Origin of the sequence: Idiomarina sp. UBA4206, assembly GCF_002383015.1 — a bacterium.
Lineage (GTDB): Bacteria > Pseudomonadota > Gammaproteobacteria > Enterobacterales > Alteromonadaceae > Idiomarina > Idiomarina abyssalis.
The window spans coordinates 90,150-102,072 of record NZ_DFTS01000043.1; the positions used below are offsets into that span (position 1 = coordinate 90,150).

The 11,923-nt window shown below is 47.3% G+C and carries 13 protein-coding genes; 4 read left to right on the plus strand and 9 right to left on the minus strand.

Features of this window, described 5'->3' with window-relative positions; genetic code table 11:
• From ruvA to B3180_RS09510, 5 genes are all read right to left on the minus strand, one after another.
• Positions 1 to 328, minus strand: a 328-nt coding sequence (ruvA, locus tag B3180_RS09490; protein ID WP_286844224.1) for a Holliday junction branch migration protein RuvA, incomplete at its 3' end; no start/stop codon positions are given.
• A gap of 12 nt (positions 329 to 340) precedes the next feature.
• Positions 341 to 877, minus strand: a complete 537-nt coding sequence (gene ruvC / locus B3180_RS09495; RefSeq protein WP_054486844.1) for a crossover junction endodeoxyribonuclease RuvC — start codon at positions 875 to 877, stop codon at positions 341 to 343.
• Positions 878 to 1,627 (minus strand): YebC/PmpR family DNA-binding transcriptional regulator, encoded by a 750-nt coding sequence (locus B3180_RS09500; protein ID WP_278358320.1) that lies wholly within the window; start codon positions 1,625 to 1,627, stop codon positions 878 to 880.
• Positions 1,628 to 1,643: 16 nt separating this feature from the next.
• Positions 1,644 to 3,413, minus strand: a complete 1,770-nt coding sequence (gene aspS / locus B3180_RS09505) for an aspartate--tRNA ligase (RefSeq protein WP_278358319.1) — start codon at positions 3,411 to 3,413, stop codon at positions 1,644 to 1,646.
• Positions 3,414 to 3,487: 74 nt separating this feature from the next.
• Positions 3,488 to 4,918, minus strand: a complete 1,431-nt coding sequence (locus B3180_RS09510) for a diguanylate cyclase domain-containing protein (RefSeq protein ID WP_233399204.1) — start codon at positions 4,916 to 4,918, stop codon at positions 3,488 to 3,490.
• 116 nt (positions 4,919 to 5,034) lie between these two features.
• On the opposite strand from B3180_RS09510, the gene cmoA reads away from it, so the two are divergent.
• From cmoA to B3180_RS09525, 3 genes are read left to right on the plus strand one after another with little or no spacing between them, the layout of a single operon-like run.
• Positions 5,035 to 5,766 carry a carboxy-S-adenosyl-L-methionine synthase CmoA gene (gene cmoA / locus B3180_RS09515; protein WP_054486838.1) on the plus strand — a complete coding sequence of 244 codons (732 nt, stop codon included), beginning with the start codon at positions 5,035 to 5,037 and terminating at the stop codon, positions 5,764 to 5,766.
• 8 nt (positions 5,767 to 5,774) lie between these two features.
• Positions 5,775 to 6,746, plus strand: coding sequence for a tRNA 5-methoxyuridine(34)/uridine 5-oxyacetic acid(34) synthase CmoB (gene cmoB, locus B3180_RS09520; RefSeq protein ID WP_278358318.1), 972 nt, complete (start codon positions 5,775 to 5,777; stop codon positions 6,744 to 6,746).
• A 22-nt stretch (positions 6,747 to 6,768) separates the two neighbouring features.
• Positions 6,769 to 7,662 carry a LysR family transcriptional regulator gene (locus B3180_RS09525; RefSeq protein WP_286844230.1) on the plus strand — a complete coding sequence of 298 codons (894 nt, stop codon included), beginning with the start codon at positions 6,769 to 6,771 and terminating at the stop codon, positions 7,660 to 7,662.
• A 5-nt stretch (positions 7,663 to 7,667) separates the two neighbouring features.
• Here the strand turns inward: B3180_RS09525 and galU are convergent, their stop codons facing one another.
• Positions 7,668 to 8,552: a UTP--glucose-1-phosphate uridylyltransferase GalU gene (galU, locus tag B3180_RS09530; protein ID WP_054486831.1), complete on the minus strand. Its 885-nt coding sequence runs from the start codon at positions 8,550 to 8,552 to the stop codon at positions 7,668 to 7,670.
• Positions 8,553 to 8,655: 103 nt separating this feature from the next.
• Here galU and B3180_RS09535 point away from each other — a divergent pair, with 103 nt between their 5' ends.
• Positions 8,656 to 8,967, plus strand: coding sequence for a DUF6170 family protein (locus B3180_RS09535; protein WP_199493051.1), 312 nt, complete (start codon positions 8,656 to 8,658; stop codon positions 8,965 to 8,967).
• Here the strand turns inward: B3180_RS09535 and B3180_RS09540 are convergent.
• The 3 genes from B3180_RS09540 to ccmI all read right to left on the minus strand — a co-directional run.
• Positions 8,936 to 9,925 (minus strand): response regulator, encoded by a 990-nt coding sequence (locus B3180_RS09540; protein WP_278358317.1) that lies wholly within the window; start codon positions 9,923 to 9,925, stop codon positions 8,936 to 8,938. The two genes, B3180_RS09535 and B3180_RS09540, sit on opposite strands and share 32 nt — an antisense overlap.
• 55 nt (positions 9,926 to 9,980) lie before the next feature.
• Positions 9,981 to 10,760: an MlaA family lipoprotein gene (locus B3180_RS09545; RefSeq protein ID WP_199493055.1), complete on the minus strand. Its 780-nt coding sequence runs from the start codon at positions 10,758 to 10,760 to the stop codon at positions 9,981 to 9,983.
• On the minus strand, positions 10,757 to 11,923 hold a 1,167-nt coding region (gene ccmI / locus B3180_RS09550), incomplete at its 5' end, for a c-type cytochrome biogenesis protein CcmI (RefSeq protein WP_286844234.1). The genes B3180_RS09545 and ccmI, both read right to left, overlap by 4 nt.

Consider the following 11,923-nt stretch of genomic DNA (forward strand, 5'->3'; position numbering starts at 1 on the left):
GCCGGCTGACATCATTCTGGTTAACTGCAACAACGAACTCATCTGCCGACATACCCGATAAAATAGCCAATGCCAGTTTTGGACCTACCCCCTGAGTCTTTATCAGCAACCGAAACAATGAACGTTCGGAAGAGGAAATAAAGCCATAAAGTAACTGAGCATCTTCCCGCACCACAAAATGAGTGATGAGTTTAATCGTCTCGCCTACTGCGGGCAATTGATAAAAACACGTCATTGGCAATTGAATTTCGTAACCAACGCCCTGCACATCAAGCACGACCTCAGGTGGTTGTTTACTGGTAAGTACGCCCTGAATATGACCTATCACTTTTGTACTCCATTAACGCAGGCGCCCACGCACAGTTTTGCGCGCAGCACCTGCCATTTTTATCAAGTTTTGAGAGCTGTGAGCATGGCATAAGGCTACCGCTAACGCATCCGCTGCGTCTTCTTGCGGACACCGTTGCAAATTCAATAGTGCCATCACCATATGCTGCACCTGGGACTTCTCGGCACCGCCGTTCCCCACAACCGACTGCTTTATTTGGCGAGCAGAGTACTCCGCTACGGGAAGCTCAGCACAAGCAGCCGCTACTATTGCCGCGCCCCTGGCCTGTCCAAGCTTTAATGCCGAATCCGGGTTCTTTGCCATGAATACCTGCTCTATTGCAAATTCGTCAGGTTTGAACTGAGTGATTAATTCGCTGACACTGTCGTGTATCCGGCGAAGTTTTTCGGCTAATGTCAGCGGCTCAGCGCGGCTTCCGATAACTTTTATACAGCCGCTGCCTAAATAGCTTAGCTGCCTACCGCGCTGTTCAATAACACCATAACCCGTTAACCTTGAGCCCGGGTCAATACCCAGAATAATGGCCACTTAGTCGTCCAGCCGTGCAATTATCTCATCTGAGATATCGGCGTTATGATAGACATTTTGAACGTCATCCAGGTCTTCAAGCGCATCCAGTAATTTTAAGAAGGTTCTTGCAGACTCTTCATCCAGGTCAACTCGGGTATCAGGCACCTGAGTCACTTCAGCGTTACTGGCTTCTAAACCTTTTTCATCCAGAGCGTCTTTTACAGAACCGAAATTTTCCGGCGATGTCATGACATCGATACCGCTGCCTTCGTAGGTAATAAGATCCTCTGCACCAGCTTCAAGTGCAGGCTCCATGAGCTGCTCTTCGGTAACCTCTGCTGGGTAGCTAATAACGCCTTTCTTATTAAATAAGTAAGCAACCGAGCCATCTGTGCCCAAATTGCCTCCAAATTTAGTGAATGCATGACGAACGTCGGAAACCGTCCGGTTGCGGTTATCGGTCATGCACTCAAGCAATACAGCGACACCGTTAGGGCCGTAGCCTTCATAGGTCAGCTCATCAAGATTATCGCCTTCAAGATCACCAGAGCCGCGCTTTACGGCGGTATCTATGGTGTCACGCTTCATGTTATTCGATAAGGCTTTATCGATAGCGGCACGTAAGCGAGGGTTAGTTTCAGGGTCTCCGCCCCCTTCACGAGCGGAAACCGTAATCTCACGGATTAATTTAGTAAAAATTTTGCCGCGCTTAGCGTCCTGCGCGGCTTTTCGGTGCTTAATATTAGACCATTTGGAATGACCAGCCATATTTCACCCTTGTTGGTTATTCGTCTTCCTCTACCATACTTTTTACGCCCAGCTCTTGCAATGCAGCAGGGTTTGCAGCGCCTGGCGCATCGGTAAGAACACAAGCTGCGGTCGTTGTTTTAGGAAAAGCGATAACATCACGAATTGAGGTTGCGCCAACCATCAACATAACCAGACGATCCAGACCAAAAGCTAGGCCAGCATGCGGCGGCGTACCGTACTTTAACGCTTCCAGAAGGAAGCCGAATTTTTCCTGAGCTTCGTCTTTTTCAATACCTAATACTTCAAACACAGCTTGCTGCATAGCGTTTTCGTGGATACGAACCGAACCACCACCTAACTCAACACCATTCAATACCATGTCATAGGCATTTGAAATAGCGGCTGCCGGGTTGGCTTTTAATTCTTCCGGAGTCACATTGACCGGTGCGGTGAAGGGGTGGTGTAACGCGGCCAGGCTGCCATCGTCAGCGACTTCGAACATTGGGAAGTCAACGACCCATAGCGGTTTCCACTCATTACTGACAAGTTCAAAGTCTTTACCTAACTTCAGGCGTAAAGCACCCAGAGCTTCAGCAACAACGTTCGCCTTATCGGCACCAAAGAACAAAACATCACCAGTTTGTGCTTCAGTGCGCTCTAGTAATGGCTCAATCACTTCATCCGGCAGGAACTTAAGAATAGGCGACTGCAACCCGTCACGGCCTGCACTGCGGTCATTCACTTTAATCCACGCCAGTCCTTTGGCGCCATAAATGCTGACAAATTGTGTGTATTCATCAATCATTTTGCGTGAAACGTTCTCAGCCTGCCCCGGTAAACGAATGGCAGCAACACGGCCATCTTCGTCATTCGCCGGGCCAGAGAATACTTTGAACTCAACGTCTTTTAAGACATCAGCAACATCCACCAACTCCAACGGGTTACGCAAGTCTGGCTTGTCACTACCAAAACGGCGCATGGCTTCATGCCAGGTCATGCTGGGGAATTCACCCAAGTCCACGTCAAGTAATTGTTTGAACAGATCACGAGCCATCTGCTCGGTAATTTGCATAACCTGTTCTGCACTCATAAACGAGGTTTCAATATCAATTTGAGTGAATTCAGGCTGACGGTCAGCACGCAAGTCTTCGTCACGGAAGCATTTAACAATTTGGTAGTAACGATCAAAACCCGACATCATCAGCAGTTGTTTAAACAGCTGAGGACTTTGCGGCAACGCGAAAAAGCGACCTTTGTGGGTACGGCTTGGTACCAGATAGTCACGCGCACCTTCCGGCGTTGCACGCGTTAACATAGGGGTTTCAATATCGAGAAAACCGCTGTCATCCAGAAAACGGCGCACCGCGCTGGTAACTTTGGCGCGAAACTGCAACTTTTCATTCATTTGCGGACGACGTAAATCAAGGTAGCGATAGCGCAGTCGTACTTCTTCGCTCACTTGCTGGTTGAAGTCGATAGGGAGTGGTTCAGAGCGACTTAGAATTTCTAAATCGGTTGCCAGCAGTTCGACTTCGCCGGTAGCCATGTTTTTATTCACCTGGCTTTCCGGACGACGGTTAACTTTACCACTTAAGCGAACGCAAAATTCCTGACGCAGGCTGTTTGCTGTCTCAAATAAGGCTTTTTGGTCCGGGTCGAAAACGACCTGCAGCATCCCTTCACGGTCACGCAGATCAATAAAAATTAAGCCGCCTAAGTCACGGCGTTTATTGACCCAACCACATAGCGTGACTTCTTGTCCCGCCAATTCAGCATTTATTTGTCCACAGTAATGAGTTCGCATGCGCGTTTATCCTGCTAGCTGTTGCAATGAATGTTTTTACGAAGCGCAACATTATAGCGGACTGACGCCGAATGTCATCCGTCGTCGCCAGCCAGACGCACATCATTTTTACCAGCAGCCTTGGCACGGTACATCGCCTTGTCTGCCGAACGTAGTAAATCATCTGAGGTCACCCCATGTTGAGGGTAAAGGCTGACACCAATGGACACGCTAATATCCAGTGATTTTTTCTTCACTTTGTAGGGCTTTGCCAACTGCACAACTAACTTACGCGATACTGCCAGTGCGGACCCGACATTATTTGCCGTCGGAAGAATCACTACAAACTCATCACCACCATGACGACAGACAGTATCAGATCGGCGTAACAGACTACTCATGCGGTGTGCAGCCTGCACCAGTAGTTCATCACCATAACTGTGACCAAAATCGTCGTTAATCTTTTTAAAACCATCCAGATCCAGAAACAGAACAGCAAATGGTTTTCCGGTTCTTTCGTTTTGACTTAAAGTCTGCTCCAGTCGGTCCTGCATTAAGTTTCTGTTGGGAAGGCCCGTCAATTCATCATGAGTTGCAATATGTCGAATTTGTCTTTCGGCAGCTTTGCGTAACTTAATCTCCTTACGCAGCCGACTGTTCCACACCGCAAAGCTGACAATAATCAGCAAGACAACTGAACCCACTTTCATCGCAATGTCCAGAAGCTCTTCATTACTCCAGCCCTGCTCCAGTTCAAAACCATACCATTTCTGTTTAAGCTGGCTTTTTTCACTTTCAGTAACTGAGTCAATACCACCATTGAGCGCCATAACCAGTGGCTTCCAGTCTTCCCTAACCCCTAAATAAAGCTCTTCACCCTGAGTGTCGTCAATAACCGAAAGTTTTGTGCCCGGCAGAGGTCTTCGCTGCAGTTCGTAGACCAGCATGGGCAGACTGTCGACATAATAATCAACACCGCTATTGCGTATTAAATTCAGACCTTCACGAATGCCATCAACCTGAATAAGCTGAATACCTCTCAACTGAGACAACTGTGACTCTATACTGTAGCCTTCAACCACACCAACTTTACTATCACTTAACTGATTTAAACCAATACTTCCCTCGTTAGCTTGTTGATTTACCGGGGAAATTGCAGCCCATGGCATTGACCAGTAGCTTTGAGTAAAGTCCATAAACTGATTGCGTTCGACTGAATATGACACACTGGTGAGAACGTCAATTTCTTTGTTTTTGATTGCGTTCAGGCATTGCTGCCATGCTCCACAGGGTTTCCAAACAATCTCTACCGGCAAATTGCGAGTAAACTTTTTCAGCAAATCGACATCCAGACCTTCGGCTTTGCCATTTTCAACGGACACCAAGGGCGCCAACTGATCCGGCACTCCGACACGAATTTCTTTATAGTCTTCCAGCCACCTCTCGGGTTGGCTGGCATAGCTACTCGATAACGTCACCGAAAATGCAGCGAAAAAGGCACTGACGATAGCCAAAACTCGATTCAATGTACTCTCCTCCCGGACTAATGGCCGAATTTTAGTCCAATATTGCCTGTGCGTCTGTCTCATTTATCGGTAAAATACCAATAAATCTAAGCCATTTATTGAATAAAAGTAGCTTTATGACGCAACACGACACGTTATTTGCAAAACCTTTACCCAGCATTTCCGACTTTTGTTTCGATCAACAAGTCGTGGAAGTCTTTCCGGATATGATAAACCGTTCGGTGCCGGGCTACTCCAGTATATTACAAACTCTGCCTCAATTGGTGAGCCGTTACGTTCAGCCAAATTCCAATTTGTACGATCTAGGGTGCTCCCTTGGCGCAGCTACACTTGCTATGCGCAAAGGTTGCGAACAGACAAGTCACTGCCGAATTATTGGTGTAGATAACTCCCAACCAATGATAGAGCGCGCAAGGTTACATTTGGAGGGTTTTAAAAGCCAAATCCCTGCAGAACTTCATTGTCAGGACTTAGCTGAAACCGACATTGAGAATGCTTCTGTGGTTGTATTAAACTTTACCCTACAGTTCATTCCACAAGAGAAGAGAAACGACATTATTCAACGTATCTTTGACGGCATGAACAATGGCGGAGCCCTGTTATTGGCAGAAAAGGTGCGCCACAGCGATGCTAATATGAATGATGTACTTGTCGATTTGCACCACAACTTTAAACGCGCTAATGGCTATAGCGAACTGGAAATCAGCCAAAAACGTGCAGCTATCGAAAATGTCATGAAGGTCGATACATTAGAAGACCATATGCAACGATTTCAGGATGCAGGCTTTCGACACAGTACAGTCTGGTTCCAGTGCTTTAATTTTGCAGCAATGCTCGCGGTTAAATAAGGAATACTATGATCGATTTTAGCAAGGAGCTCCGTGCACTTCTGCAAAGCCCGCACGCTCAATGGCTGGATACCTTAGCGCCGCAACTTACCGCTTTTAAGAATAACCCTCACGGTAACTTAAAACGTTGGCAGCGCGTTCTACAGCAATTGCCCGAGTTAAACGCTGAACATACCGAGCTATCTGATACCATTCAGGTTGGTCACTCTGACGAGGCATCCGATGCCGACCGGGCTCGTTTAACGGGTTTACTCCAGCAGTTACAGCCCTGGCGCAAAGGTCCTTTCAACTTATTTGGTGTTTTTATTGACACCGAATGGCGTTCAGACTGGAAGTGGCAGCGCGTTGCACCTCATTTAGACGACTTAAATGGCCGTCAGGTACTGGATGTCGGATGTGGCAGTGGCTACCACTTGTGGCGCATGCTTGAAGCAGGTGCCGAAACGGTTTGGGGCGTTGACCCCGGCGAGCTTTTTCTTATGCAATTTCGAGCCATTCGCCAACTGATGCCGTTGACCTTACAACAGCGCGCACATTTTTTCCCGGTTGGTATTGAGCAAATGCCCGAGCTAAAAAGCTTTGACACCGTTTTTAGCATGGGCGTACTTTACCACCGCCGTTCACCCATCGACTTTTTGCAGCAGCTAAAAGGGTTAATTCGTCCTGGCGGCCAGCTGGTATTAGAAACCATTGTTGTTGAGGGTGACGAAACAACCGTGATGATGCCCGGTGAGCGCTACGCACAGATGCGCAATGTATGGTTTCTGCCAAGTGCCCCTGCGCTGTCTGTTTGGTTAGAGCGGCTCGGCTTTAAAGATATCGCAGTTGTTGATCACAACACCACATCTTTAGACGAACAAAGACGAACGCAGTGGATGACAGGAGAATCTTTAGCGGACTTTCTTGATCCAAATGACACCAATATGACTATTGAAGGTTACCAAGCACCGATTCGGGCGGTAATTACTGCCCGGGTTTAACGCCCACCGGAGTAGAATCTAAATGAGTGTTTATCGACCCAAGTCGACCATTGAACAATGGCGCATATTGCAAGCGGTCGTTGACTATGGCGGTTATGCCCACGCCGCTGAAGCCTTGAATAAAAGCCAATCATCACTGAATCACGCAGTAGCAAAACTGCAACAAGTGGTTGGTGTTCAATTGCTTGAGGTCAAAGGCAGAAAGGCTCACTTAACCACCGCTGGCGAAACACTACTAAGGCGTTCTCGTCAGCTAACTAACCTTACAGAAGAGATAGAACAGCTTGCTGATAACCTGGAACAAGGTTGGGAACCCGAAGTAAAGCTTGCTCTGGAAATGGTTTTTGACCGTAGTCAGCTCATTCCTGTTCTTAACGAGTTTCAGCAGCTAAGTCGCGGCAGTCGTCTTCTCATTAACGACACAGTCTTAACCGGTACTGTAGAACAAATTCAGGAACAGACCGCCGATGTCGTGATCACTCATCATTTGCCCCGCGGATTTATTGGTGAACCCATCAGTCAATACAGTATGGATCTCGTCTGTCACCCTGAGCACCCGTTAGCTGACTTACCGCAACCTATTGATCAAAATGAATTGTCTCAGCATTTACAAATTGTTATTCAGGATACCGGCAGTAACCCGGTCGAAGATGAAGGCTGGTTGAAAGCTGAACAGCGTTGGACCGTCAGTCACTTCGATGAGGCTTTAAGGCTTATTCGCAACGGCCTCGGCTTCTGTTGGCTGCCACCTTATGTCGTTCAGGAGGATCTGGATTCCGGCAGACTGAGTCGCATAGAAATTGAAGGGAGCAGTTCGCGCAAAGGCAGCTTGTACATGGTACTGCCCAAAGCGGAGCAGACCGGTCCCTGTGCAAAAACTTTAGCGGAGCTGATACTCAAGCACCAGCCCCGCTGAGGCAATTATTTCAAAGACTTTATATAGGCTTTCATATCGTCACCCAAATCCGGGTGACGCAGTGCGTGCTCAACGAAAGCCTGAGCATAGCCTAGCTTATTACCGCAGTCGTGACTTTTTCCCTTCATGTAGTAAGCATTTACCGGCTGTTTTTCAAGCAACATTGCCATAGCATCGGTCAACTGAATTTCATTGCCGGCACCAACAGGCGTCTTTTCAAGCAGCGGCCATAAGTCAGCCGAGAAAACATAACGCCCGACAACAGCGAGATCAGATGGCGCTTCTTTAACCGGAGGTTTCTCAACTAACTGTGTAATTTCCGCTTGCTCACCCGGCTTAAGGTCTGCGCCATTAATGTCTGCAATACCATAATTACTGACATCCTGTTGCGGCACCTTTTCAACCATTACCTGTGAATGACCACTTTCCTCAAAGTTTTTAACCATTTCTGCCAAATTATCTTTATTCAGTTTACAGCTGGCTTCATCAACTAAAACATCGGGCAAAACAACCGCAAATGGTTCATCTCCAATTAAAGGACGAGCACAAAGAACCGCATGCCCCAGTCCCTTAGCAACACCTTGACGGACATGCATAATAGTGGTTTTCTCTGGGCAAATAGCTTTAACCTCAGCCAGTAACTGACGTTTTACGCGCTGTTCTAAAGTCGTTTCCAGTTCAAAACTGGTATCAAAGTGGTTTTCTATGGAGTTTTTACTTGAGTGAGTCACTAAAATAACATCCGTCAGCCCTGCTGCTGCGCACTCTTCAACAATATATTGAATCAGCGGACGGTCCACTAAAGGTAACATCTCTTTCGGGATGGCTTTGGTAGCGGGTAACATCCGAGTTCCGAGCCCGGCTACTGGAATAACGACTTTTTTGACCATAACAGCTGTCCTTAAATTCTGTTCGCTTCAGAAGCGGAAGTTTATAACCTTTTCCCATGTTATAATGCAACCCAATTAACAAAATTCAAATGAAAGACTGACTATGGCTTTGTATTTTTCTTCGCGTAACATCCCGCAACTATCCCGGTACAGCTTTACTGAACGCGCTATGATTTTGTCCATGGCACAGGAAAAGATGCCGGTGCCGCGTCGCCTCATTTGCAATATGGCCAAACTGGTGCCTATTTGTCTTATTTTCTTCTTTATTGTCGAAGTTGAGGGATGGTGGAAAGTTCCGGCGTTGTTGGCTGCCGGTATTGGGTATCCATTATTTACTCAGCCCATTAATCTGAATATGTCATTACCTTATCTGGATAGAGCCATTAAGCAGTTTGAGGCACAGCACTCACAATAAGTTCGGTGCCCTGAAAAGCGCAATGTAACTTGTGTAAATATTCAATTTTGTGCTCACGAAAGTTAGCGTGTTGCCAGATACCGAGAGCCAAATCAGGTTTAGCGCCCGGCTCAGGTTTAAATTTATCCCCGGCCTGAGCCCATACCCAACTGTGTTGTTGTGTATCGACCACACCAACCAAAGTATCGAACGCGGTTCTGACTTGTGAATGGCACAGTTCGTGGTTCAAGTGGCTTAATAACACGCCCGGCGACAGCAGAGTGTCATCATGGCCGGATAAATGTTGTCTTATCAGTGGATCAATCAATGTTTTTAATACCAGCAGCGGCAGCAAATTCTGCTCTGTCGCATTCTGCGCGGCAGCCATAATAACCAGCACTTTACCATCAGTTAAAGGCCTGTAATCAACCCAAACCGGTGCTTGCCCAATATCATTAAAGCTACAGTCAAACCGGTAATCGTTAAGGCTTAAAACTCCGTCGGGGTGCAGCTCTTCTACCAGACGGCCGACTATCAAGTCGTCCTGATAAAGGATGTCAATGTGTGCATCTAACTCCCAAACATCGTGCAGGTAGGTTTCTTCCAACTGATAACGGCGTAAGCAATGCTCAACCGCATTTTCAATAATATCCAGGCTTTGAATTGGTTTTACGAGATAGTCCCAGGCGCCCAGTCGCACGGCTTCGCGTATGTCTGACATTTTCTCCGAAGCGGAAATAACAATAATTGGAATGTGGGTGCAGACTTTTAGAAGTTGTTCAATGACCTCAAGGCCATCAATATCCGGCAGCTTTAAGTCACAAAGGACAATATCAGGACACTGGGTACGGCAAATTTCAATGCCCTCAATACCATTATCAGCACAGCACACATCGTATCCGTTCTTTTCCAGATACTGTCTGACAACAGACTGGAAGACGGGATCATCTTCAATTAGTGCGATGTGTGCTCGGGGCATGGTCTACTCTTTGCTTTGACTCATACCCTAAGCATTGTTCAGGAATGGCTAATCGTCAATAAGACTCATCGCCGGAATCGTCAGAGTCGTCGAATTCATCATCAGCGTCCCAGTCATCGTCGAAATCGTCAAAGTCATCGAAGTCTTCGTCTTCAAGCGGAGGGTTGCCATCAAAAACTTGGTCCTGCCAGCGCTGATAGTACACGTCTTTAACAAAAGAATAGGGGTCAAGAGAGTTTTCTAATACTCGCTCCTGTTCACGTAACCGCAGGCGCATTTCCAGACCTTTGATTGCGTAACGTGCAACATCCAGAGGCCAGCTTAAGAGAGGATACGGAAAGTACTGGCCATCGGCGTAATCACCACCGCGATCAACCACTACCGTAGGCCCCATGAGCGGCAGCATTAAATAAGGCCCTTCAGGCACCCCCCAGACTGCCAGTGTTTGCCCAAAGCTCTCTTCCCGCTTTGTCAAACCCATAGGTGTTGCAACGTCGAACAAACCCACTAAACCAACGGTGGAGTTCACAACAAAGCGGCCCAGAGAGATGCCGGCATCGGCTACTTTCCACTGCAGTAAGTTATTCACAAATGAAGACGGTTCTTCAAGATTCTCTACGGCTTGATACAAAGAAGTTCGAATTGGCTGCGGAATATATTCATAGGTTTCCGCTGCAGGCTTTATAACCGCTTTGTCTACATCGCGGTTGAACTCCCACATTCCCCGGTTAAAATCTTCAAACGGGTCACGAGGGTCTGCATAAGGGTCGTCTGGTGTTGACGAACACCCCGCCGTTAGTAGAGAAACAAGTAGTAACAATCCATATTTTTTCATTCTTCAATCCGGCTTGATAAGGTCAAAGTTAATTCGGCTGAACCGTCAGCATTTATAGTGACTCTTTCTGCTTCAAGATCACCCGCTTGTCGATCTATTTTCTCGTCTTGCGAAATACGTGCATGCACCTGCCATTGATCGAGGTCGCTCATCTTATAATCAGGTAGCATGGCGTTTTGATTGGACAAAGTTACAGTAACCGGAAACTCGCTGACTGGTTGGCGAACGACGGCAGCCGGCATAGGCTGTTCCATTCCCGTTACATAAACAAAGAGCGTGCCATTCTCCGGCAGGTGATGGCGCATGTTATCACTTAACGTCACCCTAACCTGTAATTGCACCTCGGCTTTTTCCTGCTGCTCTTTAGCGTTGTCTAACGCGTTGACTACAGCCTGATATCGCTCGGAAGTTTTCGGCAACCGTTCTTTTAGTAACTCCCAGGCACTGATTGCCTGTGCCCAGTCCTGACGTTCAAAAGCAACAAAGCCCAGTAAAGATAGAGCCTCGATATTGTCCGGGTCTTGCTTTAATGCTCGAGCTAGCAGACGAGCTGCTTTAGGCTGACCATCTTCAGCACCTGACATCAATAGAAAACGGCTATAGCTGACTAACGTATTAACCCTATTGGGCTCAATTTGCAGTGACTTCTGGAATGCTTCATCAGCATCCTCTCCGGCTCCTAAATCAACCATTATGCCCGCGTAAATCCACCAGGCAATGGCGTCCTCTGGTTCACGCATCAGCTTCTGTCGCAGGCCTAATGCAAAGGTATTTAAATCTTCTCGACTGGCTTGTTGGTTCTGTTGCTGCAGTAAAGTCTTGCCTAATTCCGGAAGTTGCCTGCGTGCATCTTCCGCCTGTAGTTGTAGTTGCCAACTTCCAAAAGCCCAGTAAAGACCAGCAGAAACAACCAACAACAAAACAATAGGCAATGCCACAGGAGCCCGGTGCCAGTGAACGTTTTCTTCAACATCCTGGCTGTCATTCAAAAACGTTTTGTCCAATTCTTGCTTTGCGTGCTGATAATCTTCATCAGGCAGGTCATATTGAGAGCGCTCTTCTTCAAGCTCGGCCAGACGTTGTTCATACCAGCGTTGGTTTTCATCCTGCCGCTTGTGATAACGGCGTTGCTTGCCTGTTGCCGGTAAGACGAAAACTACGGC

Excerpts from the sequence above, each read along its gene's own strand:
- cmoA (WP_054486838.1), top strand. The coding sequence starts at position 5,035 with ATGACGCAACACGACACGTTATTTGCAAAACCTTTACCCAGCATTTCC.
- galU (WP_054486831.1), bottom strand. The coding sequence starts at position 8,552 with ATGGTCAAAAAAGTCGTTATTCCAGTAGCCGGGCTCGGAACTCGGATG.
- B3180_RS09535 (WP_199493051.1), top strand. The coding sequence starts at position 8,656 with ATGGCTTTGTATTTTTCTTCGCGTAACATCCCGCAACTATCCCGGTAC.
- B3180_RS09525 (WP_286844230.1), top strand. The coding sequence starts at position 6,769 with ATGAGTGTTTATCGACCCAAGTCGACCATTGAACAATGGCGCATATTG.
- aspS (WP_278358319.1), bottom strand. The coding sequence starts at position 3,413 with ATGCGAACTCATTACTGTGGACAAATAAATGCTGAATTGGCGGGACAA.
- B3180_RS09540 (WP_278358317.1), bottom strand. The coding sequence starts at position 9,925 with ATGCCCCGAGCACACATCGCACTAATTGAAGATGATCCCGTCTTCCAG.
- cmoB (WP_278358318.1), top strand. The coding sequence starts at position 5,775 with ATGATCGATTTTAGCAAGGAGCTCCGTGCACTTCTGCAAAGCCCGCAC.
- B3180_RS09500 (WP_278358320.1), bottom strand. The coding sequence starts at position 1,627 with ATGGCTGGTCATTCCAAATGGTCTAATATTAAGCACCGAAAAGCCGCG.
- B3180_RS09545 (WP_199493055.1), bottom strand. The coding sequence starts at position 10,760 with ATGAAAAAATATGGATTGTTACTACTTGTTTCTCTACTAACGGCGGGG.